This is a genomic window from Pseudonocardia ammonioxydans (genome assembly GCF_900115005.1).
GTDB classification, from domain to species: Bacteria; Actinomycetota; Actinomycetes; order Mycobacteriales; family Pseudonocardiaceae; genus Pseudonocardia; species Pseudonocardia ammonioxydans.
Genome location: NZ_FOUY01000038.1, coordinates 17,741 through 42,084, shown reverse-complemented (window position 1 = coordinate 42,084; position 24,344 = coordinate 17,741). Strand labels below are relative to the sequence as shown.

General features: G+C 71.9%; 24 protein-coding genes. 10 read left to right on the top strand and 14 right to left on the bottom strand.

From position 1 onward, the window contains the following. Positions 1 to 160 precede the first annotated feature (160 nt). Positions 161 to 2,068 (top strand): flavin-containing monooxygenase, encoded by a 1,908-nt coding sequence (locus BM093_RS26860; protein ID WP_245773826.1) that lies wholly within the window; start codon positions 161 to 163, stop codon positions 2,066 to 2,068. 47 nt (positions 2,069 to 2,115) lie between these two features. Further along, positions 2,116 to 2,715: a TetR/AcrR family transcriptional regulator gene (locus BM093_RS26855; protein WP_245773825.1), complete on the top strand. Its 600-nt coding sequence runs from the start codon at positions 2,116 to 2,118 to the stop codon at positions 2,713 to 2,715. 18 nt (positions 2,716 to 2,733) lie between these two features. Here BM093_RS26855 and BM093_RS26850 read toward each other — a convergent pair whose 3' ends face one another. Both BM093_RS26850 and BM093_RS26845 read right to left on the bottom strand, forming a co-directional pair. After that, positions 2,734 to 3,450 (bottom strand): YwaF family protein, encoded by a 717-nt coding sequence (locus BM093_RS26850; RefSeq protein WP_093352004.1) that lies wholly within the window; start codon positions 3,448 to 3,450, stop codon positions 2,734 to 2,736. 17 nt (positions 3,451 to 3,467) lie between these two features. Then, positions 3,468 to 4,424: a DUF808 domain-containing protein gene (locus BM093_RS26845; RefSeq protein ID WP_093351998.1), complete on the bottom strand. Its 957-nt coding sequence runs from the start codon at positions 4,422 to 4,424 to the stop codon at positions 3,468 to 3,470. Between the two features lie 166 nt (positions 4,425 to 4,590). Here BM093_RS26845 and BM093_RS26840 point away from each other — a divergent pair, with 166 nt between their 5' ends. Continuing rightward, a complete protein-coding gene (locus BM093_RS26840; protein ID WP_093351993.1) occupies positions 4,591 to 5,991 on the top strand; it encodes a glycoside hydrolase family 140 protein in 1,401 nt (466 codons plus the stop codon). 39 nt (positions 5,992 to 6,030) lie between these two features. Here the strand turns inward: BM093_RS26840 and wrbA are convergent, their stop codons facing one another. Both wrbA and BM093_RS26830 read right to left on the bottom strand, forming a co-directional pair. Then, positions 6,031 to 6,636, bottom strand: a complete 606-nt coding sequence (wrbA, locus tag BM093_RS26835; RefSeq protein ID WP_093351983.1) for an NAD(P)H:quinone oxidoreductase — start codon at positions 6,634 to 6,636, stop codon at positions 6,031 to 6,033. Positions 6,637 to 6,720: 84 nt separating this feature from the next. Next, positions 6,721 to 7,428 carry a type 1 glutamine amidotransferase gene (locus BM093_RS26830; RefSeq protein WP_177238728.1) on the bottom strand — a complete coding sequence of 236 codons (708 nt, stop codon included), beginning with the start codon at positions 7,426 to 7,428 and terminating at the stop codon, positions 6,721 to 6,723. Positions 7,429 to 7,591: 163 nt separating this feature from the next. Between BM093_RS26830 and BM093_RS26825 the strand changes: the two genes are divergently transcribed. Beyond that, the gene (locus tag BM093_RS26825; protein WP_093351973.1) at positions 7,592 to 8,344 is read left to right on the top strand and encodes an IclR family transcriptional regulator; all 753 of its coding nucleotides are present in this window, start codon (positions 7,592 to 7,594) and stop codon (positions 8,342 to 8,344) included. A 1-nt stretch (position 8,345) separates the two neighbouring features. Here the strand turns inward: BM093_RS26825 and BM093_RS26820 are convergent, their stop codons facing one another. From BM093_RS26820 to BM093_RS26800, 5 genes are read right to left on the bottom strand one after another with little or no spacing between them, the layout of a single operon-like run. Continuing rightward, positions 8,346 to 8,993 carry a TetR/AcrR family transcriptional regulator gene (locus BM093_RS26820; protein ID WP_093351968.1) on the bottom strand — a complete coding sequence of 216 codons (648 nt, stop codon included), beginning with the start codon at positions 8,991 to 8,993 and terminating at the stop codon, positions 8,346 to 8,348. A 41-nt stretch (positions 8,994 to 9,034) separates the two neighbouring features. Then, positions 9,035 to 9,814 (bottom strand): SDR family NAD(P)-dependent oxidoreductase, encoded by a 780-nt coding sequence (locus BM093_RS26815; RefSeq protein WP_093351965.1) that lies wholly within the window; start codon positions 9,812 to 9,814, stop codon positions 9,035 to 9,037. Next, positions 9,811 to 11,073, bottom strand: a complete 1,263-nt coding sequence (locus BM093_RS26810) for a cytochrome P450 (RefSeq protein ID WP_093351960.1) — start codon at positions 11,071 to 11,073, stop codon at positions 9,811 to 9,813. Before BM093_RS26810 ends, BM093_RS26815 begins: the two co-directional genes overlap by 4 nt. Beyond that, positions 11,070 to 12,200: a thiolase family protein gene (locus tag BM093_RS26805; RefSeq protein ID WP_093351956.1), complete on the bottom strand. Its 1,131-nt coding sequence runs from the start codon at positions 12,198 to 12,200 to the stop codon at positions 11,070 to 11,072. Before BM093_RS26805 ends, BM093_RS26810 begins: the two co-directional genes overlap by 4 nt. Further along, entirely contained in the window at positions 12,197 to 12,583 is a 387-nt protein-coding gene (locus BM093_RS26800) for a Zn-ribbon domain-containing OB-fold protein (protein ID WP_093351951.1), read from the bottom strand. Before BM093_RS26800 ends, BM093_RS26805 begins: the two co-directional genes overlap by 4 nt. Positions 12,584 to 12,797: 214 nt before the next feature. Between BM093_RS26800 and BM093_RS26795 the strand changes: the two genes are divergently transcribed. The 6 genes from BM093_RS26795 (at position 12,798) to BM093_RS26770 (ending at position 19,018) form a co-directional block, all read left to right on the top strand. Further along, the gene (locus BM093_RS26795) at positions 12,798 to 13,907 is read left to right on the top strand and encodes an LLM class flavin-dependent oxidoreductase (protein ID WP_093351946.1); all 1,110 of its coding nucleotides are present in this window, start codon (positions 12,798 to 12,800) and stop codon (positions 13,905 to 13,907) included. 43 nt (positions 13,908 to 13,950) lie between these two features. Further along, positions 13,951 to 14,820 (top strand): SDR family NAD(P)-dependent oxidoreductase, encoded by an 870-nt coding sequence (locus BM093_RS26790; protein ID WP_245773824.1) that lies wholly within the window; start codon positions 13,951 to 13,953, stop codon positions 14,818 to 14,820. Between the two features lie 46 nt (positions 14,821 to 14,866). Beyond that, the gene (locus BM093_RS26785; RefSeq protein ID WP_093351940.1) at positions 14,867 to 16,291 is read left to right on the top strand and encodes a phenylacetate--CoA ligase family protein; all 1,425 of its coding nucleotides are present in this window, start codon (positions 14,867 to 14,869) and stop codon (positions 16,289 to 16,291) included. Positions 16,292 to 16,319: 28 nt separating this feature from the next. Continuing rightward, a complete protein-coding gene (locus BM093_RS26780) occupies positions 16,320 to 16,643 on the top strand; it encodes a hypothetical protein (protein ID WP_093351936.1) in 324 nt (107 codons plus the stop codon). Between the two features lie 156 nt (positions 16,644 to 16,799). Beyond that, on the top strand, positions 16,800 to 18,044 hold the full coding sequence (locus BM093_RS26775) for a glycosyltransferase (protein WP_093351931.1): 1,245 nt from the start codon (positions 16,800 to 16,802) through the stop codon (positions 18,042 to 18,044). A gap of 101 nt (positions 18,045 to 18,145) precedes the next feature. Continuing rightward, the gene (locus BM093_RS26770; RefSeq protein ID WP_143105538.1) at positions 18,146 to 19,018 is read left to right on the top strand and encodes an alpha/beta fold hydrolase; all 873 of its coding nucleotides are present in this window, start codon (positions 18,146 to 18,148) and stop codon (positions 19,016 to 19,018) included. Positions 19,019 to 19,030: 12 nt separating this feature from the next. Here the strand turns inward: BM093_RS26770 and BM093_RS26765 are convergent, their stop codons facing one another. From BM093_RS26765 to BM093_RS26745, 5 genes are all read right to left on the bottom strand, one after another. After that, positions 19,031 to 20,194, bottom strand: a complete 1,164-nt coding sequence (locus BM093_RS26765) for an NAD(P)/FAD-dependent oxidoreductase (protein ID WP_218162943.1) — start codon at positions 20,192 to 20,194, stop codon at positions 19,031 to 19,033. Positions 20,195 to 20,211: 17 nt separating this feature from the next. Continuing rightward, positions 20,212 to 20,406: a ferredoxin gene (locus BM093_RS26760; RefSeq protein ID WP_093351918.1), complete on the bottom strand. Its 195-nt coding sequence runs from the start codon at positions 20,404 to 20,406 to the stop codon at positions 20,212 to 20,214. Positions 20,407 to 20,450: 44 nt separating this feature from the next. Next, positions 20,451 to 21,734, bottom strand: a complete 1,284-nt coding sequence (locus BM093_RS26755) for a cytochrome P450 (RefSeq protein ID WP_093351914.1) — start codon at positions 21,732 to 21,734, stop codon at positions 20,451 to 20,453. A gap of 241 nt (positions 21,735 to 21,975) precedes the next feature. Continuing rightward, on the bottom strand, positions 21,976 to 23,235 hold the full coding sequence (locus BM093_RS26750; protein ID WP_218162942.1) for an acyl-CoA dehydrogenase family protein: 1,260 nt from the start codon (positions 23,233 to 23,235) through the stop codon (positions 21,976 to 21,978). Between the two features lie 165 nt (positions 23,236 to 23,400). Further along, complete coding sequence (locus BM093_RS26745) at positions 23,401 to 24,207, bottom strand: IclR family transcriptional regulator (RefSeq protein WP_218162941.1); 807 nt, start codon at positions 24,205 to 24,207, stop codon at positions 23,401 to 23,403. Positions 24,208 to 24,344: the final 137 nt, after the last annotated feature.

Here is a 24,344-nt window from a genome sequence, read left to right as displayed (position 1 = left end):
AACTCCTACCTATCAATGGTTAGGTTTCTGCGGCGATCGTGCTGGGACGTCGCCGCCGTGTCAAGAAGTGGGCAGTTCGTCCCTCAGACCTTGACGGCGAGCGGTTCCGGATGGGCAGACTGGTGTCGTCGTTAACCTAACGGTGGATAGATTGATCTGCGTGGGGGATGCCGTGGGAGCAACCGGATCGGCCGGGTCGGGACGGGTCGAGCTCGTCGAGGCGCTGGAGCACGCGAACCTGCCGTCGCTCGTCCCCGTCCTCCACCAGCTGACCGGTGACGAGCGGTGGCTGCACGATCCGTACCGCCCGACCCGCAGCCGGGGGATGGACGACAACGACTCCGGTGGCTTCGCGCCCGAGGTCGGCGCGGAGATCAGGGCGGCGGTGGCCGACGCCGTCGAGCAGTACGAGGCCGGCCGCGCGCCCGCGGTGCCCGCGCCGACCGGGGAGCGCCTGCGGGAGCTGCTGGAGCTGGCCAACGGCGAGCCGACCCCGATCGAGTACGCCGACATGCTGGCCGAGGACATGGGGTTCGTGCCCGCGCCCGCCCGTACCGCCCCGCCGACCGAGATCACGGCAGTGATCATCGGTGCCGGGGTGTCCGGCATGCTCGCCGCCATCCGGCTGGCCGAGGCGGGGATCGAGCACGTCGTCCTGGAGAAGAACGACGACGTCGGTGGCGGCTGGTACGAGAACACCTACCCCGGCGCCGGGGTGGACACCCCCAGCCACCTCTACTCGTACTCGTTCTTCCCGCGGAACTGGTCGACCCACTTCGGCAAGCGCGACGAGGTCCAGCAGTACCTGCGCGACGTCGCCGACGGTCACGAGCTGCGCGAGCGGATCGAGTTCGGCACCGAGGTGGTCGAGGCGGTCCACGACGAGGAGTCGGGGAACTGGACGACGCGGACCGCCGACGGCCGCGCGTTCGTCTCCCGGATCCTGATCAGTGCGACCGGTGCGCTGAACCGGCCCCGGGTGCCGGCCATCCCGGGCCTCGACACGTTCACCGGGCGGATCTTCCACACCGCACAGTGGCCGGACGACGTGGACCTCGACGGCAGGCGGGTGGCCGTCGTCGGCGCGGGTGCCAGTGCGATGCAGGTCGTACCGGCCGTCGCGGCGACGGTCGGGCACCTCACCGTGCTCCAGCGCTCCCCGCAGTGGATCGCCCCGAACGACGTCTACTTCGCACCGATCGACCGGGCGGTGCACCTGCTGATGGACCGGGTGCCCTTCTACCGGCACTGGTACCGCGCGCGGCTGTCCTGGAACTTCAACGACCGGGTGCATCCGAGCCTGCAGGTCGACCCCGCGTGGGAACACCCACAGCGGTCGGTCAACGCGGTGAACGACGCCCACCGGCGCGTCTTCACCCGCTACATCGAGTCCGAACTGGAGGGCCGCCCGGACCTGGTGGAGAAGTCCGTGCCCGGCTACCCGCCCTTCGGGAAGCGGATGCTGCTCGACAACGGCTGGTACCGCACGCTGCGCCGGGAGAACGTCGAGCTGCTCACCGAGGGCGTCGCCGAGATCACCCCGACCGGGCTGCGCGGTGACGACGGCACCGAGGTCGAGGCGGACGTGATCATCCTGGCGACCGGCTTCCACACCCACCGCTACCTGTGGCCGATCGAGGTGCGGGGCCGCGACGGCGCCCGTCTCGCCGACGTGTGGGGCGACCAGGACGCCCGGGCCCATCTCGGCATCACGGTGCCCGGCTTCCCCAACCTGTTCCTGACCTGCGGGCCGGGCACCGTGCTCGGGCACGGCGGCAGCTTCATCACCATCGCCGAGTGCCAGGTCCGCTACATCACCGACCTCGTCGTGACGATGGCGGAGAAGGGACTGCGCACGGTCGAGGTGCGGCCCGAGGTGGAGGACGACTACACCCGGCGCCACGACGAGGCGCACGCCCGGATGCTGTGGACCCACCCGGGGATGACGAACTGGTACCGCAACGCCGACGGCCGCGTCGTCTCCACCATGCCGTGGCGGATCGTCGACTACTGGCGGATGACGCACGAGGCCGACCTGGCCGACTACCGCGTCGTCCCGGGGGTGTGACCGGCCCGCAGGCCCGCCGGACCGCCGGTCCGGAAAGACTGTCCCCCGTGCAGGAGCGCGGTGGCAGGCGGAAGCGGACCGTCGAGCGGCGGGCCGAGATCACGACCAGTGCGGCCCGGATCTTCGCCGACCAGGGCTACGCCCACGTCGGCATGCGCGACATCGCCGAGGCGATCGGGATCCGCGGGGCGAGCCTCTACCACCACTTCCCCTCGAAGGAGGAGATCCTCTACGCGATCTGCCTGACGGTCACCAAGGAGCCGGTGGAGGAGAACCTCCCCCTGCTCGACGCCGCCGGGACCCCGACCGAACGGTTGACCGCGCTGGTCGGCGCGCACGTCCGGCACCTGCTGCGGCGGCGCACGGAGTACCTCGTCGGCCTGCACGAGCGCCCGTCGCTCACCCCGGAGCACCGCGCGGACATCGACGGACACCTGCAGTACTACAACCGCCGGGTCAAGGACGTCCTGGCCGCGGGGATGCGCAGCGGCGAGTTCCGCACGATGAACCCGTCGCTGGCCTCGCTGGGCATCCTCGACATGCTCAACGGCGTGAGCAGCTGGATCCGGGGCGAGGCCGACTCCGATGCCGATGAGGTGGTCGACACCTACGTCGCCCTGCTGTTCGCGGGGCTGCGCGCGGACTGAGCGCCGGCAGGTGCGGTGTCAGCGAACATCCTCCTGCCGCGCGGTGCTGCGCCGCCGGGTCCACGGCAGGGTGATCAGGCTCCACCCGGCGACGACGAGCGCGAACTCCACCGCGACGTACCACGGCCACGGCCCGAGCAGGTCGAGCAGCGACGGGTTGGTCGGCTTGTGGTTGAGGAACCCGTAGTTGGTGCCCGCGACGGCGTTGAACGTCATCGTCACGGCCGCCCAGGCCAGGGTGATCGCGAGCGTGCTGCGCATGCCCCGCCAGGTCGGGCGGATGCCCATGCCCCAGGTCAGGTGGATCGCCGCCCAGGACACCAGCAGGTGCAGGCCCCAGAAGGCGACGAAGTCGGTGTGCGGGAAGTCGGGTGCGTCCAGCGCCGGGGTGAACATGGCCTGCGGGGTCAGGGTCAGGCCCCAGTAGTAGACGGCCGCGCACGCCCACCGGCGCCCCGTCCACAACGCGTACGCCGAGGTCATCCAGGCAAGGTCGGACAGCTGCAGCGGCAGCGAGGTGTGGATGTCCCACTGCTGCGGGGTCAGCGCCCGGATCTGCATCGCGATCTCGAAGGCGCCGATCACGAGCGCGAACCCCCGGGCGAACGTCCGCGCCGCCGGCCGGTCGCGCAGCCGTCGCCCGATCAGCACCAGCGCCACCGCGCCGGCCACCCCGATCCCGAGCACCACCAGGTGGGAGGGGCCGTAGGGCACGAAGACGTCGTCGGGCGCCATCGGGTGATCGTGCCCGATCAGGCGTGCGTCGTGTCCTTCCGCCGCCTCGGCAGCAGGTGCGCGACCGCGACGACGAGCGCGCCCACGACGATCCCGAGGATCGCCGAGCCGACGGTGTTGGTGAGCCAGCCGAGGAACCCGCCGAGCGCGCCGGTGGCGTCGTGCACGGCCACCTCGAGGTGGTGCACGAGCGCGTACGGCGGTCCGAAGCCGAGCTCGTCGAGGCCGACCAGCAGGATGTGCCCGCCGACCCAGAGCATCGCGACCACCCCGACGACCGAGAGCACCGTGAGCACGATCGGCATGGCCCGGACCAGCCCGCGGCCGAACGCACTCAGCGCACCCGAGCCCCGCGCGGCGAGGGCGAGCCCCAGGTCGTCCATCTTCACGATGAGCCCGACCACGCCGTAGACCAGCACGGTGATCGCGACCGCGACCACGGCCAGGATGAGCGCCCGGCTGACGAAGCCCTCCGACGCGACCTCGTTCAGCGCGATGACCATGATCTCGGCCGAGAGGATGAGGTCGGTGCGCACCGCGCCCGAGACGACCTTCTTCTCGTGCTCGGCCGGGTCGGCGGCGGCCTGCTCGTCCTGGGTCTCGGCGGCGGGTGCGTGCCCGGCGAGCTTCTCCCAGATCTTCTCCGCGCCCTCGTAGCAGAGGTAGGCGCCGCCCAGCATGAGGATCGGGGTCAGCAGCCAGGGCGCGAACTGGCTCAGGATCAGCGCGACCGGCAGGATGATCAGCAGCTTGTTGCGCAGCGAGCCCTTGGCGATCCGCCAGATGATCGACAGCTCGCGCTCGGGCTTCAGGCCGTGCACGTAGCGCGGGGTGACGGCCGCGTCGTCGACGACCACCCCGGCGGCCTTCGCGCCGGCCCGCCCGGCCGCGCCGGCGACGTCGTCGAGCGAGGTCGCGGTCAGCCGCACGAGCGCCGCGACGTCGTCGAGCAGCGCGAACAGCCCGCCGCTCACCGGTTCGCCGTCCGTCGCAGGGCCGTCTGGGTCATCCGCACGGGCGAAGCCTAGAGCGTTGCAGGGCGACACCACACGATCGACGCCGCGTCGGATCACCCCGGCCCGACATCGGGGCGGGTACGTTCGCGTCGATCATGAGCCGGACGACTCGCACGGAGGGCACATGTCGGGCACGACCCCGGGGCGGACCCGGCGCATGCTGCGGGCACTGGGGGTCGCGACGTCGCTGGGCGTCCTCGCGGCGGCCTGCGTGACCGGGGCCGGATCACCGCCCCCACCGGCCGGGCCCGACGAGAAGACGCCGGCGCCCCCGCCCGCGGCCGCCGGGCCGCCGCCGCTGGAGATCGACGGCCGCTACTTCACGGCCGGCGGGAAGCCGTTCTTCTGGCTGGGCGACACGGCGTGGGCGCTGCTGGGCAAGCTGGACCGTGAGGAGACCGTGCGCTACCTGGACGCGCGCCGCGCCCAGGGCTACAACGTGATCCAGACGGTGGCGATCTTCCCGCAGGCCGGGGCCGACCGGCCGATCAGCGGCGACGTCGGCAGCGTCGACCGGCACGGCGAGTTCTGGGACCACCTGGAGTTCGTGATCGACGCCGCCGCGCAGCGCGGCATGTACCTGGCGATCCACCCGGTCTGGGGCGACAAGCAGACCGGGACGGTCGTGCGCGAGAGCAACGCCGGCGAGTACGGCCGGTTCCTGGGCGAGCGGTTCGGCGACCGGCCCAACGTCACCTGGACCCTCGGTGGTGACCATCCGGCCGACGGCGAGGAGACGCTGTGGGGCAACCTCGCCAAGGGTCTGGACGCCGGCGGCGCCACCCAGCTCACGACCTACCACCCGCAGGGCGACCAGTCGTCGGCCCAGTGGTTCGCCGGTGCCGAGTGGCTGGACTTCCACATGATCCAGGGCGGGCACTGCCTGCGCTACGGCGTCCGCCGGGAGCTCGTCGAGTCGACCTACGGGGCCCGCCCGGTGAAGCCGTTCATCGACGGCGAGCCGATCTACGAGGACCATCCGTACTGCTGGAAGCCGGAGAAGGGCTTCTCCACCGCGCAGGACGTGCGCCGCGACGCCTACTGGGCCGTCCTCGGCGGCGCCGCCGGGCACACCTACGGCGCGCACGCCGTGTGGCAGTTCAACGACGGCGGCAGCGGCGAGCTGGGTGCGCGCGGCAGCTGGACCGATGCGCTCGACCTCCCGGCGGGCAAGCAGATGGTCCACCTGCGCGACCTGATGACGTCGTTGCCGTTCCGGCTGGGCGAGCCGGACCAGTCGGTGATCACCTCGGAGACCGGGTCGGGCGCGGACCGGATCGTCGCCAACCGCGCCTCCGACGGCTCCTACCTGCTGGTCTACACGCCGTCCGGGGGCGGATTCGAGCTCGACCCGGCCGCGACCGAGGGGATGACGCGGGTGCAGTGGTTCGACCCGCGCACCGGCGAGTACCGCAACGCGAAGGCCTCCGGCGGGGACGGCCAGGCCTCCGGCGGAGACGCGCAGGCCGCAGGCGGGTACGAGCCGCCCACGGACGAGGACTGGGTGCTGGTGGCGCGCCGGTAGCACCACCAGCACCGGCAGCGGCCGGTCCTCGGGCGGGCGTTAGGCCGCGAGGCGGTCCGCGACGGTCACCACCCGGCCCGCGAGGTGGCGCAGCGCGTCGACCTCGGGGTCGCCGAGCGGGGTGTCGTTGTTCGCACCGGTCACGTGCGAGGCGCCGTAGGGGTTGCCGTCGACGAACTTCAGCGGGTCGGTGTAGCCGGGGGCCACGATGATGCCGCCGAAGTGGTGGATCGTGTTGTAGAGCGCGAGCAGCGTCGTCTCCTGGCCGCCGTGGGCGGTCTGGCTGGCGGTGAACCCGGCGTAGACCTTGTCGGCGAGCAGGCCCTGGCCCCACTGCGGGCCGAGCGAGTCGAGGAAGGTCTTGAGCTGGCCCGCGATGTTGCCGTAGCGGGTGGGGGAGCCGAACAGCACGGCGTCGGCCCAGACGACGTCGTCGGCCGTGGCGGCCGGGGTGTCGAGGGCGTTCTCGGCGTGGGCGGCCTGGGCGTCACTGGTGGCGCGCTCGCCGCCGGTGGCCTGGCGGGCGACCTGGCGCAGGCGTACCTCGGCGCCGGCCTTCTCCGCGGCCTCGGCGGCGTGCCGGGCCATGGCGTCCACGGTGCCGGTGGCCGAGTAGTAGACGACGGCCAGCTTGACGTCGGTCATGTGTCCTCCCGTCGGGATCGCTGTCGGGGGAGCCCCGTTCCCTCGAGGGCTTCCCGGTGCGGACGGGGGAAAACCCGGCCCCGGTCAGACGCGCGAGGTGGACCCGCTCACGGCCCGGGCGAGCACGCGGTCGGTCAGCTCGTAGGCCCGCGCCCGCGCACCGGCGACCGTCCGGTGCGTGAGCGCGGCCATCTCGTCGTAGCTGGTGCCCAGCCCGGGCAGCAGGTCGCGGTAGTGGTCGGCCCAGGACAGGACGCCGTCGGCGGTGGCCTCCGGGTGGAACTGCACCCCGAGGTGGCGGCCCTGGCGGTAGGCGTGGGTGCCCCAGCCGGTCCGCGCGAGCTCCTCGGCGCCCGGCGGCGTGCTCATGACGTCGAGGTGCCAGACCAGCCACGGTCCGGGCTCGATCAGGCCGGCGGCCGCGGGGGTCGTTTCGACCTCCAGCCAGCCGATCTCCGGGCCGATCGGGGACGGGGCGACCTCGCCACCGAGCACCCGCGACAGCAGCTGCGCACCGAAGCAGATGCCGAACACCGCGACGTCGGCCTCGATCGCGCCGGCGAGCAGCTTCCACTCGTTCGCGAGGTAGGGCAGCGAGTCGTCGTAGGCGGAGTCGTAGCAGCCCAGCGGCACGACCAGGTCGTAGTCGGCCGGGTCGGGCAGGCTCGGTGCCTGGGCCCGCACGACCTCGACCGTCGCGCCGTGCTGCGCGACCCGGTCGCCGACGAAGCCGGGCGGGGCGTCGTCCTGGTGCTGGATGAACAGAACGCGGGCACTACGGAAGTCGGTCACGGGAAGCTCCGTCACAAGAGGCGCTACTGACACGGGGCGTCGGATGCGGCTCGCCGAGCGACGACGGTCGGCCCATATCCCTGGTGGAGATAGCATCTCCCCCACGGAGAAAGGTTAACCCGCATCCGAGCGGGATCACCACCGAGCCCGGCAGGGAGGCGTCGTGGCCAGGACCGGGAGACCGGCCGTCCGCCAGGTCGAGTCGGTGCAGCGCGCGATCAGCGTGCTCGACGTGCTCGCCGAGGCCGGTGCCGACCTGGGTACCAGCGAGATCGCCCGCCGGACCGGGGTCAACGTCAGCACCGTGTCCCGGTTGCTGGCCACCCTGGTCCAGGGCGGGCTGCTGCAGTACGTGCCCGCGACCGGGCGCTACCGGATGGGCGTGCGGATCCTGCAGCTCGCCAGCGCCGCGCGGGAGAGCCTCGACCTGCGCGACCTGGCCCGCCCGCACCTCGAGGACCTCGCGGCCGGCACCGGGGAGACCGCGACGCTGTCGATGCCCGGCGAGCACCACGTGTCCACGGTGGACGTCGTGACCAGCGACGCGTCGGTGCGCAGCGTCGCCGCGATCGGATTCACCAGCGCCCCGCACGCCACCGCCGTCGGCAAGGTGTACCTGGCCTGGGGCGGCACCCGGCCCGACGGCGATCCGGTCGCGTTCACCGAGCACACGATCACCGACCCGGCGCTGCTCGAGCAGGAGCTGCGCCGCATCACCGAGCAGGGGTGGGCCGAGGCCGTGCGGGAGCGGGAGCCGGAGCTGTCGGCGATCGCGGTGCCGGTGCTGGACTCCGCGGGCCGGCTGGCCGCCGTCCTGGGGGTGCAGGGGCCCTCGACCCGGTTCACGTCCGAGGCCATGCGCGCCGCCGTGCGGCTGCTGCGGGAACGGGCGGGACTGATCGGCTCGGTGGTGTAGGTCAGCCCCCCGGTGGCACCACCGGTGCCGCGGTGCGCCCGATCCCCTTCGTCACACCGTGCACGCCGCCGGCGGCGTGCAGGCCGCCGAGGGCCAGCGCGAACAGCTGGTCGGCCAGCCGGGCGTCCGCCTCCTCGCCGTGCGGGGTGAACCAGTGCTGCATCCAGTCGAGCATGCCGACGATCGCCCGGGCCGCCACGGCGGGTTCGCCGGCGAGGGAGAACTCGCCGGTGCGGACACCCTCCGCGAGCAGCGACTCGATCGCGGCGATGTAGTCCTTGTCCATGTCGTCGAACTGCGCGAACGCCGGCGACCGGAACCGGCCGACGTGCTGCAGGTAGACGAACGCGGCGGGGTAGTAGTCGGCGAAGATCCGCACCTGGGTGTGGACGAGCTCGCGCAGCCGCATGGCCACGCTGCTGCCGGTGTCGGCGCGCAGCCGGTCGAGCTCGGCCAGCAGCGCGCGGGCCGGCTGCTCCACCACGGCGAGCAGCAGCTCCTCCTTGCTGCCCACGTAGTTGTAGACGCTGCCCTTGAGGATCCCGACGCGCGCGCCGATGCTCTCCAGGGTGGCGTTGTCGTAGCCACGCTCCCGGAACTCCTCCCCGGCGGCGTGCACGAGGTCCGGCCAGCGACTCGGTCGCGGCATCGCTCACTCCTCCCTGAACCGTCCGGGCCGTCCGGCGGCCGTCAGTGCATCGTCCAGCCGCCGTCGACGCACAGCGTCGTGCCGGTGATGTACGAGCCGGCCCGTGATGCCAGGAGCAACAGCGGCCCGGCGAGCTCCTCCTGGTCGCCGAAGCGCCCGAGGGGGATGCGGGCGACCGCGTCCGCCAGCCCTTGCTCGTGCTCGAGCAGCGGCGCCGTCATCTCCGAGGCGAAGTATCCCGGGGCCAGCGTGTTGACCCGGATGCCGTGCCGCCCCGACCACTGCGCCGCGAGGTCCCGGGTCAGGCCCATCAGGCCCGCCTTGGACGCCGAGTAGGCGGCCTGCGGGACGCTACCGGCCGTGAGCCCGAGCGCCGAGGCGATGTTGATGATCGATCCGCCCCGCCCGGCGTCGATCATCACCCGCCCGGCTGCGACGGCCATCTGGTAGGCGCCGAGCAGGTTGACCTCGAGCAGGCCCGCGGCCCGGCCGGGGTCGTCCTTCTCGGCACGGGCGCCGTAGCCCACCCCGGCGTTGTTGACCAGGACGTCCACCCGGCCCCACTCGGTGACCGCGGCGTCGACCAGTGCCCGGCACCGGGCGGGGTCGGACACGTCCGTCGCGACGGCGACACACCGGCCGCCGTCGGCGAGGATCGACCGCCGCACGGTCTCCAGCTCCTCCGCCCGCCGTGCCCCGATCGCGACCGCGGCCCCCGCCGAGGCCAGCAGCCGGGCGAAGTGGGCGCCGAGCCCGGAGGAGGCGCCGGTCACGACGGCCACCTCGCCGTCCAGCCGGAACCCGCCGGGGACCCCGGTCACCGGCCGGCCCGTCCGCGTGCCGGGTCGAACCGGACGGGGAAGCTGTGCATGCCCCGGGAGAGCAGCACGGGCGCCCACTGCAGCTGCTCCTCCGAGTAGCGCAGCGACGGCAGCTTCTCCAGCACCCGCGGGACGGCGACGGACGCCTCCAGCCGGGCCAGCGGTGCGCCGAGGCAGTAGTGCAGCCCGACGCCGAAGCCGAGCTGGCGGCCCTGGCGGCGGGTGATGTCGAAGGTGTCGGGGTCGTCGAACACCTCGGGGTCGCGGTTGGCCGCAGACGGGCTGAGGAACACCCGGTCGCCGCGGCGCAGCGTGCGTCCGCGCAGCTCCACGTCCTCGGCCATCACCCGCGCGACGGTCTTCGCGGGGCCGTCGAACCGCAGGACCTCCTCGATCGTCCCGCCGAGCAGCTCGGGGTCGCCGGAGAGCCGGACCTGCTGCTCGGGGTGGCGCAGCAGGGCCAGGACACCGCTGGCGATGAGGTTGGTGGTCGTCTCGTGGCCGGCGAAGAGCAGCAGCACCCCGGTGGAGATGACCTCGTCGTGGCTGAGCGAGTCCTGCTCGTCGCGCGCGGCGATCAGGGCCGAGAGCAGGTCGTCGGCGGGTTCGCGTTCGTGCGCGGCCACCAGCTCGGACAGGTAGCCGGTCAGCTCGGCCATCCCGGTCGCGCCGGTGGCGTGCCGGTCGGCGTCGCCCATCCCGCCGAAGACCAGGCCGGTGATCTGGTCCGACCACCGCTTGAAGTGGTCCTGGTCCCGGCGGGGGACCCCGAGCATCTCGGCGATCACCGCCGCCGTCAGCGGGTAGGCGTAGTCGTGCACGAGGTCGACGCGGCCGGTCCCGGAGGCGAGCGCGGCGTCGAGCAGCTCCTCGGCCAGCTCCTCGATCCGGGGCCGGATCCGGCTCACCGCCCGCGGGGTGAACCCGCGGCTGAGCAGCTTGCGCAGCCGGGTGTGGTCCGGCGGGTCCTGGAAGACCATCCAGTCCTCGAGCACGCCGAAGGCCGCCCGCAGCGCGGGGTCGGCGTCCGGGCCGTCGAGCTTGGCGCGCCGGTAGGGCGCGATCCGGTCCGAGGAGAACCGGGTGTCGCGCAGCGCGTCGCTGACGTCGTCGAAGCGGGTGATGAACCAGGACCGGTACTTCGCGCTCCAGTGGACCGGGTCGTGCTCGCGCAGCGCGGCGAGGGCCGGGTAGGGGTCGGCGACGGCGTCCGGGCCGAGCAGGTCGATCTGTCCGACGTCGATCCGGGACGTGCTCACGGTGCCTCCAGTACAGCGACAACGCAGGCGTTCCCGTCGAGCACGGACACCCCGCCACCCATGGTCTCGATCAGGCCGATCCGGGCGGAGTCGACCTGCCGCCCGCCGGCCTCTCCCCGCAACTGCCACACGATCTCCGCGAGCTGGGCGAGCCCGGTCGCGCCGAGCGGGTGCCCGCGGGAGAGCAACCCGCCGGACGGGTTGACCGGATGGCGCCCGCCCAGCGCCGTCACGCCGGTGGCCGCGGCCGCGCCGCCCTCGCCCTCCGCGACGAGGCCGAGCGCCTCGGTGGTGACGATCTCGCCGATGGTGAAGGCGTCGTGCACCTCGACGACGTCGACGTCGGTGACCGAGTCCAGGCCGGCCGCGGCGAGCGCGTCGGCGGCGGTGTCGCGCACGATGTCGAAGCCCCACACGTGGGGCGAGTCGTGGTTCCACGGCGCCCCGCTGCGCAGGGCCACACCGCGCAGCCCGACCTCCCGGCCGCCACCGGACGCGGGCGCGAGCACCGCGGCGGCGGCCCCGTCCGAGGTCGGGCAGCACTGCAGGAGGGTCAGCGGATCGGAGATCATCTTCGAGTCGAGCACCTCCTCGACGGTATAGCGGCCCGAGTACTGGGCGCGGGGGTTCTCCAGGGCGTGCGCGTGGTTCTTCACCGACACGGCCGCGAGCTGCTCGGGGGTCACCGCGCCGAGGTGCAGGTAGCGCGCCGCGCTCATGGCGTAGAGCGCGGGCAGCGCGAGGCCCGCGTGCTGCTCGGGGTCGGTGGGCTCGGGGGTGATGGCGCCGGAGAACGCGGTGCTCATCTGCTCGAGGCCCAGCGCGAGGACCCGGCCGAAGCGTCCGGTGCGGACGGCCTCGGCGGCCTCGGCGAAGGCCGTGGTCCCGCTCGCGCAGGCGTTCTCGACGGTGATCACCGGGACGCCGGTGATCCCGAGGGCGCGCAGCGTCCGCTGGGCGATCCCGGGTGGGCCGAAGACCGTGCCGACCCAGACCGCGTCGACGGAGTCCGTGCCGGCGTCGGCGAGGGCCTCGGTGACGGCGTCGTGGGCGAGGGCGAGGTAGTCCCGGTCGGGCTGGCGGCCGAAGTGCGAGGTCCCGACGCCGTGGACGGCGACGGCGGTCATGACGTGCTCCCGGTGGCCGTCTCGACCGCCAGGTCGTCCGACCCGGTCGGGGCGATCAGCCGGGCCCGCCCGCCGACGGCGGGGGCCGTGTCCGCGCCCGGGACGTGGGCGAGTACGCGCGGCCCGTCGTCGAGGTCGACGTAGGCCAGGGTGAACGGCGGTGTCCGTCCCGGGACCGGGATGCGCACCACGGTGCTGCTCCACACGGTGCCGGCCGGGCCGAACGCGGCGGGCTCGGCGGGCCCGGCGCACGCGGGGCAGCGCGGCCAGGCGTAGGCGGCGACCGTTCCGCACCGCCGGCAGCGCAGGCCGTGGACCCGCCACGCGTCGTCGGCGTCGAGCCGGCAACGGGGTCGGGGATCGACGGTGTTGGCGTGGGACACGGGAACTCCCCTGAGTCGAAGTCGACCTCATGTAAGCAAACGCAAAGTCAGTTATCAATCACGGTGCCAGGACCGCATCGGGCACTTTCCCGGCCAGCGTGGGGAAGATCTTGACACTTCCGGTGAACCACGTCACTCTGTGCCGGACAGAAACGACCGGGCGTTTGCCAACGCTCGATGTCGGCGCTGGATGACGTCCCAGGAGGTCCGACCCATGCGGTTCGGCTTGTTCGCCATGCCCGAGCACCCCCCGATCGAGAACTGGACGCTGTCCTACGACCGGGACATCGACGACATCGTGCTCGCCGAGAAGCTCGGCTTCTCCGAGTACTGGATCGGCGAGCACCACACCGGCGGCTTCGAGAACGTGCCGGTCCCCGAGTACATGATCGCCAAGGCGTCCGCGCTGACCAGCCGGATCCGGCTGGGGACCGGCGTGATCAACCTGCCGTACCAGGACCCGTTCCAGGTCGCCGAGCGCATGGCGTTCCTCGACCACCTCACCCACGGCCGGCTCGAGTACGGCTTCGGCGGCGGCGGGCTGCCCACCGACCAGGCCCTGTTCGGCCTGGAGCGGTCCGAGGCGGCCCCGCGGACCAACGAGGCACTGGAGATCATCTGGCGGTTGCTGACCTCCGAGGACCCGGTCGACTACGAGGGCGTGTACTGGAAGTACGAGAACCGCCAGCTCCAGGTCGGCCCCTACCAGGAGGTGCCGCCGTTCGCGATCGCCGGCCTGACCGGCACGCACAACTACGCCCGCTGCGGGTCGAACGGCTGGAAGGCGCTCTCGGTCTACTTCGCACCGACCGACAACCGGGGCTACGAGAACGCCCCGGACCTGCTCGCGCACGGCAAGGCCCTGACCGACGCCGCGGCTGAGGCCGGTCTCGACCCGGCCGTCGCGCGGGAGAACTGGCGGGTCAGCCGCGAGGTCTACGTCTCGGACAGCAAGAACCAGGCGATGAACGAGATCCGGGAGGGCGTCAAGCGCTCCTACGAGTACCTGCTGGGCCTCGGCCTGGGCGCCCTGATGAAGAAGGGTGAGGGCATGGACGATGCCGACCTCACCTTCGAGTGGATGGCCGAGGAGATCCCCTGGATCATCGGCAGCCCGGACGACTGCATCCGCCAGATCCGTGAGCTCGAGGAGCAGACCGGCGGGTTCGGCACCTTCCTGATCAACGCCCGCGACTGGGTCACCACCGACAAGTGGAACCGCTCGCTGGAGCTGTTCGCCCGCTACGTCACCCCGCAGTTCACCCCGCGGGAGAACATGGCCCGCCGGCAGCGGCTGGCGAACGTCGCCCTCGGCCGGTCCTGAGGTCCCGACGTCCGACGAGCCCGGTGCTGCCACGACGACCGGCGTGGCAGCGCCCGGGTGGCCCGCCCAGCAGATCGAGGAGGAATCCGAGATGGTCGAGGAGAACGTGTTCGCCGGCCGGACGGCACTCGTCACCGGTGGGGGCAGCGGGATCGGGAAGGCGATCACCGCGGCCCTGCTGGAGCGGGGCAGCAACGTCGTGGTGCTCGAGGTGTCCCCGGAGAACGCCAAGTCCGCCGCGGACGAGCTCGACGGCGGCGACCGGCTCACGTTCGTCGAGGGCTCGGTGAGCGTGCGGGCGGACGTCGAGGAGGCGTTCCAGGTCGCGGCGGAGCGCTACGGCACCGTCCACCATCTGGTCAACAACGCCGGGACCGCATCCCTGTCGCTGATCCGGGACTGCTCCGACGAGGAGTGGGACCTGGTCGTGGACACCCTGCTGAAGGGGACGTTCCTGTGCACCCGGTCGTTCGCGCGGCAGGCGATCGAGGCGGGGGAGGGCGGCACGATCGTCAACATCTCCTCGCTCAACGCCGTCGCCGCGACCGACGGGCTCGGCCACTACTGCGCGGCCAAGGCGGGCGTCATGCAGTTCACCCAGGTCACCGCCGGTGAGCTGGGCCGGCACGGGATCCGTGCCAACGCGATCGGACCGGGCACCGTCAACACCCCGCTCGGTGCGGGTTTCACCGTCGGCCGGATCGGCCAGGAGTTCCTCGACCGGACGCTGATCGCTCCGCCCCGCCACCAGGAGGCGAGCGACATCGCCGACGTCGCGTTGTTCCTGATGTCGCCTGCCGCGCAGCGGATCACCGGACACTTCATCCCGGTCGACGGCGGCCAGCACGTCCGCGGCCTGCACTCCTACTGGGACGTCGCCGCCGCGCAGGGTCTGGTGACCCGTCCCGAATGAAACCCGCCGTGCCACCGGAACCACCACACCTGACGATGGGAAACCCATGAGCACCGTTGCCGGACCTCGTTCGGTCGCTCGTGACGCGCGCGGCTTCCCGCGCTTCTGGGACGAGGAACGCGAGACCCGTGACCCGCGCCTGCGCGACGCGGTGATCCTCGAGCGGATCCGGCACCAGCTGCACTACGCCTACGCCGAGCTCCCGTTCTACCGGCGGCACTACGACGCGCACGGCTTCCACCCGGACCAGGTGCGCTCGCTCGAGGACTTCACCACGAAGGTCCCGGTGATCACCAAGAAGATGCTGGTCGCCGACCAGGCCGAGCATCCGCCGTTCGGCAGCTACACCCGGGACTTCACCGGTCCGGACGGCTCGACCGGGCTCGCGCGGGTCCACGGCTCCTCGGGGACCTCCGGCACTCCCACCATGTACGCGGTCTCCCGCGCGGACTGGGAGCGGGCCGCGGACGTGCACGCCATGGCCCAGTGGTGCGCCGGGATCCGGCCCGACGACATCGCCCAGATCGGGTTCCCGTTCGGGCTGTTCTTCGGCGGCTGGGGTGTGCTGCAGGGGTTGGAGCGGATCGGCGCGACGGTGTTCCCGCTGGGCGTCACCGACTCCGAGAAGCACCTGGAGCTGATCACCCGGCTCGGTTCGACGGTGTTCACCGCGACCCCGTCGTACTGCATCCACCTGCTGTCGGTGGCCGAGCGGATGGGCATCGACCTGCGCGAGAGCACCGTCCGCACCCTGCTGGTGGGCGGCGAGCCCGGGGGCTCCCTGCCCGGGACCCGGCGGATCATCGAGGAGGGCTGGGGCGCCACGGCGGTCGACGCGGGCTCCACCTCGGAGATGTACCCGTTCCAGACCAGCGTGGGCTGCCCGGCCGGGACCGGCACCCATCTGATCAACGACGAGGTGCACGTCGAGGTGGTCGCCGCGGACGACCTCAACACCCCGGTCCCGACCGGCGAGCGCGGCGCCGTCGTCTACACCCATCTCTGGCGCGAGTCCCAGCCCATGATCCGGTTCGCGCCCGGCGACGAGACCTACGTCCACGACGACCCCTGCCCGTGCGGCCGTACCTACCCGCGGATGCCGGAGGGCGTGCTGGGGCGGCTCGACGACATGCTCGTCATCCGCGGGGCGAACATCTTCCCGTCGGCGATCGAGACCGCGCTGCGCACCCTGGACGAGCTCGGGCCGGAGTACCAGATCCGGGTCGGACGCTCCGGCGCGCTCGACGAGATCAGCGTCCACACCGAACTCGCGCACCATGCCGCCGCGGCGCTGTCCGCGCTGCCGGCCGAGGCTGCGCAGGCCGAGCGGCTCGCGCTGGCCCGCCGCGCGGAGAGCGCGCTGCGGCTCGCGGTGAACATCAAGGTGCCGGTCGAGCTGCTCGAGCCCGGCACGCTGCCCGAGACCACCTTCAAGGCCCGGCGGGTCGTCGACGAGCGTCCACGCGGCTGACCGCGTCCCCGCGTCAGGAGGACATGGCGTGATCATCGAACTCACCACGGACGGCGCGGCGGTCGTCGCCGCCGACGACTGCACCCGGTTGCACGTCGCGACCGGGCTCGCTCCCGACGAGGTCGACGCCGCACTGCGCCGCTCCGGCATCGGCTCCCTGGATGCCGGCGGCCGCGCCGTGCTCGACCTCGACGTGCTGCACGACCGCGCCGCCGCGGCGGCCACCACGCGGGACTGGGGCGAGCGCTGGCAGGCGATGGTCGACTACGCCCGGGCCGAGGGCTGGGTCTCCGCCGACGACCGGTTCGTCCGGGCCCACGTCGAGTCGACGGCGCCGGCCACCCGCCGGTGACCCGCGGCCCGCGGGCCGGGCACCGCGGCCGCCTTCGGCCGACCGCCCGCCCTGGCCGGAGCCCGTCGAAACAGGATTGACCACCGACGTCCGACGCACGTTCACTGCTCGGATCCACGAGGCCCGTGTTCGGGTCCGGACGACGGGGGTGGGGCCGTGCGGGTGGTCGTCGTCGCGATCGGTTCGACCGGTGACGTCCTGCCCTACACGGGGCTCGCGGCCCGGCTGCGCGCCGACGGGCACGAGGTGGCGATCGCGACCCATGCCCCGTTCGACGCGGCGGTGCGGGCCAGCGGGGCGAGGTTCCACCCGTTGCCGATGGACATGGAACGGGAGCTGGCCTCGCCGCGCGGGCAACGTTCGCTGCGGTACTCGGCGACCGGCTCGGCCGGCACCGTGGCCCTCTACCGGCGGCACTGGCGGGAGATGGGGGCCGCGATCACCCGGGCGGCCGCGGGCGCCGACGTACTGCTGGTCTCGATGCTGGGCTGGCAGGGCATCCACGTCGCCGAGGCGATGGGGATCCCCAGCATGGGCGTCTACCTGCAGCCCTTCGACCCGACCGCGGAGTTCCCGCCCTGGGCGCTGACCCGGCGCTCGCTGGGCCGGTGGGGGAACCGGGCCGCGGCTCGCGCGCTGCGCGTGCTGGGGCAGGTGCCGTTCCGGTCGGCCACGGCCGAGCTGCGCCGCGACCTCGGGCTGGCCCCGCTGGGGATTCGCGAGCACTTCGCCCGGCTCGACCGCGACCGCTGGCCGGTGTTCTACGGGTTCGGCTCCGCGGTGCTCGGTGCGCCGCGCGACTGGCCGGCGTGGCGCCGCGTCGTCGGCTACTGGTGGCCCGAGGCCGAGCCCGGGCGGGAGCTCCCGCCGGAGCTCACCGCATTCCTCGCGACCGGCGATCCGCCGGTAGTGGTCACCCTCGGCAGCATGGCGCCGGGAGACGCCGGCTCCCGCCTGGCGGCGATCCGGGCCGCGCTGCGAGCGACAGGCCGCCGCGCCGTCGTCCAGGCGGGCTGGGCCGGGCTGGACCCGATCGGCGACGAGCGCCTGCTCACGATCGGCCCGGCCCGGCACGATCTGCTGTTCCCGCAGGCCGCCGCGGTCGTGCACCACGCCGGTGCGGGGACCACCGCGGCCGGGCTGCGGGCGGGTGTCCCGGCGGTCCCGCTGCCGCTGGCCGCGGACCAGCCGCTGTGGGCGCGACGCCTGGTCGAGCTGGGCGTCGCACCCGCGGAGATCCCGCTGCGTCGCGTCACCGCGGCGGCGCTCGCGGGCGCCGTCGGCGATGCGGTGCAGCGGCCGGGCCCCCGGCAGCAGGCAGGCCGGCTCGCCGAGCGGCTGGCCGGCGAGGACGGCGCCGGGGCGGTCGCCGAGGCGCTGCGCACCGGCCGGTACTGGTGAGCCCGGGGCACGACCCGCCCGTCCCGCCCGTCGGGCCCGTCGACGAGAACTTGGTCGAGAACCCGATCGAGAACCGGCCGGCGGGTGGCTACCGTCCGGGAATGGTCGCCGGGGGAGGGCAGGAGCTGCGCGTCCGGTCCCGGACGGGGCGGGTGCTGACCGGGGCGAGCTTCGGCCCGGTCGACGGGACGCCGGTGCTCTTCGTCGCCGGGGCCGCGACCGGCAGGAGCATGAGCTTCGGCCGGGAGCACCTCGCAGCGACGGGGGTGCGGCTGTTGACCATGGACCGCCCGGGCATGGGCGGGTCGTCGTTCGATCCGGAGCGCACCGTCGGGTCCACGGCAGCCGACTACCGCGATGTCGTCTGCGGGGTGCTCGGTGCCGGGATGGATGCGGTGCCGGTCGTCGCGAACTCGCAAGGGGCGGTGTTCGGCCTGGCGGCGGCTCTGGACGGCTGGGTCTCGAGTCTCACCCTCGTCTCACCGGCGGACGAGGTCGCCCACCCCGGCATCCGTCCGCTGCTGCCGCGCGAGGCCGGGGCCCTGGCCGACCTGGCGCTGCACGCGCCCGAGCAGGCCCGCGCGGTGCTCGGGTCGTTCACCCCCGAGGCCATGGAACAGATGGTGCTCGCCGGCGCCGGCGAGCGGGACCGCGACCTCTACACCTCGGCGGAATTCCTGGCCACCTACCGCGACGCGCTGCGGGAGGGGTTCGCGAACAACGGGGCGGCCTACGTCCAGGACACCCTTCTGGCGATGCGGCCGTGGGGACTGGACCTGAGCGCCGTGCGGTGCGGTGTGACCGTTCTGTTCGGAGCCGAGGATGCGGGGCACTCGCCGGACCACGGCGCGATCCTGGCCGCGCGCATCCCGGGGGCGCGGCGGGAGGTGATCGCCGAGGCCGGTGGGGGACTGCTCTGGACCCACGCCGGGCTCGTGCTCGACCGGGTGCTGGAGCGCCGCTTGGCACCGTAGGGCGGGCGGTCCTCAGCACGTCACCGGACCGTACCGCTCGCCGAGGTGACGCCGGTACTTGATGAACTCCTTGTTCCGGTTGATCACGAGCGCTCCGATCAGGCCGTCGGAGCAGTGCCCCTCGGCGATGAGATGTCCGGTCTCCAGATCCTCTTCGAGGATCCGGACCTCTTCCGATCGCCCCCACAGACCGACAGCCTTGATCGCGGCGTCGTACTGGTCGGACCAGAAGGTGGGTACGGGGGCGTACTCCTCGGCGGAGGCGGGGGCGAGCAGGTTCTGCGCCGCGCGCCGGGCCATGTCGCTGGCGTTGGTCCAGTGCTCGACGCGCACAGGGGCCCCATCGACGCGCGGATGGGGCCACGTGGCGACATCACCGGCTGCGACGATGTCGCTGTGCCCGAGGGCGAAGCACCTCGCATCGCACAGCACGTTGCCCTCGCACAGTTCGAGTCCGGAGCCGCTCAGCCATTCCGTGTTCGGTGCCGATCCCAGGGCGATGAGGACGAGATCGGCCGGTATCCGGGTGCCCTCGTCGAGGTGCACCGCTGTGACCCGCTCGGTGCCCTCGAACCGTTCGACGGACGTGTTCATGTGCAGCCTGATCCCTCGTGCCGCGTGCAGCCGCGTCGCGCGCTCTCCGATCGTGTGTCCGAGCGCCGGCATCGGATGCGGTGCGACGTCGATCAGATCGATGTCGTCGATGCCGCGTGTGCGCAATGTGGCAGCGACCTCACAGCCCACGAAGCCGGCCCCGACGATGGCGACCCGTGGGCGGTCCACGACCGCCGCCCGCAGGGCGATCACGTCGTCGAGCCCCCGGAGCACGTGGAATCCGGAGAGGTCCGGACGGTCTGGCCACTCCCGGGCGCGTCGTCCGGTGGCGATCACGAGCCCGTCGTAAGGGAGATCATACCCGTCTGCCAGCCGGAGGACCCGGCCGCCGACGTTCAGGCCGGCAGCCGGGGTACCGAGCATCCAGCGCGCATCGAGGTCGTCGAGCGGGAACGCGCAGTTCTCCGGCTCCATGTCCCCGGCCAGCACCTGCTTGGACAGCGGTGGACGGTTATAGGGCATGTGCGGCTCGTCGCCGACGATCCTCAGATCACCGTCGAACCCTCTCGACCGCAGCTCCTGGGCGGCGCGGAGGCCGGCCAGGCCCGCACCGACGACCACGATGCGTCGCATGGTTTCTAGCCCTCCAGCTGCAGGGCAACGATCGGGCAGATCTTCACTGCCTCCACGACCTTCTCCCGCAGTTCCTCGTCCGGTTCCTCCTGGAGCAGGACGACCTTCTCACCGGCATCGTCGAGGTCGAAGACCTCCGGCGCGGCAATGACGCACTCGCCGTGACCCTCACACAGGTCGTAGTCGAGCAGCACCTTCATGGCATGACTCCTCGTCGCGTGGTGGGACTGGTTGCCGGTGGGCGTCAGGGACGGTCGGCGGGGACGGGGTTCGCGGCGGGGTCCCAGGTGACCTTGACGTTCTCGACGCCGCGGTGGGAGATGTTCTCCCCGTAGATCCAGGGCTGGCCCTCGACGAGCTGGATGTGGGGGAGGCGATGGACGAGCTCTTCGAGAATCACACGAACCTCCAGCCGTGCGAGTGCCTCGCCGAGGCAACGGTGCCGGCCCTTGCCGAAAGCCAGGTGGTGCCGGGCGTTCTTGCGGCAGATGTCGAGCTTGTTCGGGTCGTCGAACACGTCCTCGTCGTGGTTCGCCGAGTGCAACGCGATCATCACTGTCTCGCCGGCCGGAATCGTGACCCCCTGGATCGTCACCTCTTCGGTCGTCGTGCGCCGCCAGTGCGGGACCGGCGTCGCGTAGCGGAGGACCTCGTCGATCGCCTGCGGGATCAGGGAGGGGTCATTGCAGATCATCTCCCACTGGTCGCGGTTCTCCAGCAGGTGTCGGAAGGCGTTTCCTGAAGTGTTCGTCGTGGTCTCGTGCCCGGCGAACAGAAGTTGGAGCATGACCGTGTAGGCATCCTGGATGTCGTAGAGGCTCGCGTCCTCTTCCTGCAGGCGCCGGATGTAGTGACTCATGATGTCGTCGCCGGGGTTGGCGATCAGGTTGTCGACATGGGACTGGGCGTACTCCCAGTACTTCGCAATGCCCTTGGCGTCCTCGACCTGCTCCTCGTCGGTGGGGATGCCGAAGCCGAACTTCCCGTTGCCCTTGGCGTACTCGCGAATACGCTCCATGTCGGACTCGGGGACGTTCATCAGCTGGAAGATGACCCACGCCGGGATCTCGAACACGTAGTCGGTGACCAGGTCACATTCGCCACGTGTGACCAAGCTGTCGAGCTTGCGGTTGACGAGATCCCGGATCTGCGGCTCGAAACGATTGATCGTGTCCTCGTGCAGGTACTCACGAAGGATCTTGCGCTTGACCGTGTGTTCGGGCGGGTCCTCGTCGACGATCGAGTTGTCGACCTTGATGCCGGCGTTCACGATGACGTCCAGTGCTTCCGGGCACGGCATCTTCACCAGGTTCAGTGCGCCCTTCGCCGTGAATTTCTGCGTACCGACCAGGCGCTCGATCTCGTTGATGTCGTCGTACCTGGTCACGACCCATACGTTCAGCCGCGGGTTGTAGAACACGGGTTGCTCGCTACGGGCCCGGGTGTAGTACTCGAGCGCGGTGTGCGGGTTCAGCGGGTCGAAGTTCTCCCCGATCTCGCCGACCGGGCGTTCCTCGAGAGTGCTCATCTGGTGCAGTCCTCCTGGATCGTCAGTCCGAGGGGCCACCGCCGCGTGGTTCCGCTCGGTGGTGACCCGACCTGTGCGGGAGACCGGCCCAACCGGGACGGCTGCGCCTTCGTGTCGTGGTCATGACCAGGGTCCGAGTACGCGACGCCGGTCACAATCGAGAGTCGGGAATGGTGAACCGGACAGCCCGCGATCTGGGTCGTGTACGGGCTTTCCGACACCGCCCGCCGGAGGGGGCAGCTCAACCGGTGATCTCGCGTCCGAAGATCTGGCGCGCGATGACCCACTTCTGGACCTCGTTGGCGCCCTCGTAGATCTCGCCGATCTTGGAGTCCCGGTAGATGGCCTCCACCGGCCCCGGGGCGTCGTCGGCGCCGCGCCGGGACGTGAAGCCGAGACCGCCGAACGCCTGGACGGCATCGCGGGCGATGTCCGCGGACAGGCGGGTTCCGAAGAGTTTCGCCATTGCTGCCTCCGGTTCCGGGAACGGGATGCCGGAGTCCAGGCGCAGGGCGGCCTTCAGGTACAGGTCGCGCGCGACCTCCAATTCCGTGGCCCGATCGGCCATCAGGAACTGCCAATGCTGCTTGGCGGCGAGCGGGCCGCCGAACGCTTCGCGCGTCCCCAGGTGTGCGGCCATCTGGTCGAACGCTGCTTGGGCCAGACCGACCCCGGCGGCGGCGATACCGATCCGGCCGTACGTGAGGGTCTGCAGCGCGATCTTGAGACCACCGCCTTCGGTGCCGAGCACGGCTTCCGGCCCGAGCCGGACGCGGTCGAGGATGACGTCTGCGGTGATCTGGCCGCGGTTGCCGAGTTTGCGGTCGGGCGTCCCGATCGTGACTCCCTGCGCGTCCGTGGGAACGATGAAGGTGGTCAGTCCGGCCGCGGTCCGGGCCAGCACGATCACGACTCCGGCCACGACCGAGTTCGTGATCCAGCGCTTTCGGCCGTCGAGAACCCATCCGTCGTCGTCCGGAACCGCGGTGGTACGGACGGCCTCCGGTGACAGGTCGCTCGAGGCTCCGGGCTCACTGGTGGCGAAGGAGCCGATGAGCTCGCCGGTCACGAGGGGACGCAGCCACTGGTCCCGCTGCGCCGAGCTGCCCTGGGCGAGCGCGTTGCCGGCGAGGATGCAGTGCACGTCGAAGATCGCCGCCACGCTGTTGGAGTAGTAGGCGAGTTCCTCGACGGCGACCGCGGTCGCGGCCGCGGGATGGGCGAGGCCCTCGCCTCCGACGTCGGTACCGAAGGGGATCCGGTACAGGCCGTCGGTGGCGAGGGACTCGAACACATCTCGCGGAAAGCCGTCGATCCGCTCGTCACCGTTGGCAATCCGGTGGGCGACCGGGGCGACGACGCGGCCGGCGGTGTCCCGCACACGGCGCCGGACGTCCCGAACCTCGTCGGGGACGATCAGGTCGTGGTGGAGCCGGTCCGCGATCCGCGGAGGTTCGGAACAGATCGGCTGGAAGGCGGTCTCGTCGTCGACTGTGGTCACTGGTTCACTCCTGACGCACTGCTCATGGGACGTCGGACGACGTCTCATGAGCAGGTACGTGCCGAGGCCGCGAATGAGCAAGGCTGCTTCGGAACTTCTGTCCCGAGCCGCCGAGTCACTACGCGACGTTCCGGTTGGCCGAACGCCACGGAGTGCCGGAGGTGATCAGGAGGTCGCGGCGAGCCGGTCGCAGGGGTCGTCGCGGACCACGGCCAGTCGCGGGGGTTCGGCCGCTGTCGCGATGCGTCGCGAGATCTCCGACGCCCCAGTGACCACCGCTCGCTTGTACTCGCTCTGTGCAGGCGCGAACCGACCCGCCGGTACGGTCATGCTGATCGCGCCGACGACCGCGCCCAAGTCGTCCCGCACGGGCGCGGCGACGCAGTGGACCTCGAGGACGGCCTCGCCACGGTCGAATGCGCAACCGGCCCGCCGGACGGTTTCCAGCTCCTTCGCCAGCGCGCGCGGCTCGGTGATGGTCGAGGGGGTGAGTCTGCGCAGCGGTGTGTCGACGAAGCGTTCGATCTCCGCCGGGGTTCGATGAGCGAGGAGGACCTTGCCGACGGCGTTGCAGTGCGGGTCCAGGCTGGCTCCGACCCGCGCCCCGAGCACGTTGATCACGTGCGTCCCGATGACCTTGTCGACGTAGAGGACACGGTTGCGTTCCATCACCGCGAGGTGGGTCGTCTCCCCGTAGCGCTCGACCATGTCCTGCAGTACCGGAGCCGCCGCTGCCCGGAGATCGTACGAGCCGCGCAGCGTCTCACCGAGCTCGACGATGCGCCACCCGATCCGGTATCGGCCCCGGGAACGGCAGTGCAGCAGGCCGACCTCGACCAGGCTGGACAGGAGTGCGTGAGCGCTCGATCGGGGAACGCCGATCGACTCGGCCACCTCCGAGACGCCCCACTCGGGCCGCTCGATCGTGAACAGATCGAGCACGGGCCCGATCTTCTGGACGGTCTGCAGCATCCGGATCCGCCTTTCGACTTCTCGCCGCGGCCGGCATCGGTGTGCCGGCCCGCACCGGGCGAAGCGCCCGTCACCGGTGCTCCGCCCTGTGCACCACGGTATGGCGACAGTCACAACGTTCCGAGCCGGAGAACGCA

Excerpts from the sequence above, each read along its gene's own strand:
- BM093_RS26850 (WP_093352004.1), bottom strand. The coding sequence starts at position 3,450 with ATGGCGCCCGACGACGTCTTCGTGCCCTACGGCCCCTCCCACCTGGTG.
- BM093_RS26840 (WP_093351993.1), top strand. The coding sequence starts at position 4,591 with ATGTCGGGCACGACCCCGGGGCGGACCCGGCGCATGCTGCGGGCACTG.
- wrbA (WP_093351983.1), bottom strand. The coding sequence starts at position 6,636 with ATGACCGACGTCAAGCTGGCCGTCGTCTACTACTCGGCCACCGGCACC.
- BM093_RS26820 (WP_093351968.1), bottom strand. The coding sequence starts at position 8,993 with ATGCCGCGACCGAGTCGCTGGCCGGACCTCGTGCACGCCGCCGGGGAG.
- BM093_RS26805 (WP_093351956.1), bottom strand. The coding sequence starts at position 12,200 with ATGACCGCCGTCGCCGTCCACGGCGTCGGGACCTCGCACTTCGGCCGC.
- BM093_RS26795 (WP_093351946.1), top strand. The coding sequence starts at position 12,798 with ATGCGGTTCGGCTTGTTCGCCATGCCCGAGCACCCCCCGATCGAGAAC.
- BM093_RS26785 (WP_093351940.1), top strand. The coding sequence starts at position 14,867 with ATGAGCACCGTTGCCGGACCTCGTTCGGTCGCTCGTGACGCGCGCGGC.
- BM093_RS26770 (WP_143105538.1), top strand. The coding sequence starts at position 18,146 with ATGGTCGCCGGGGGAGGGCAGGAGCTGCGCGTCCGGTCCCGGACGGGG.
- BM093_RS26760 (WP_093351918.1), bottom strand. The coding sequence starts at position 20,406 with ATGAAGGTGCTGCTCGACTACGACCTGTGTGAGGGTCACGGCGAGTGC.
- BM093_RS26755 (WP_093351914.1), bottom strand. The coding sequence starts at position 21,734 with ATGAGCACTCTCGAGGAACGCCCGGTCGGCGAGATCGGGGAGAACTTC.
- BM093_RS26745 (WP_218162941.1), bottom strand. The coding sequence starts at position 24,207 with ATGCTGCAGACCGTCCAGAAGATCGGGCCCGTGCTCGATCTGTTCACG.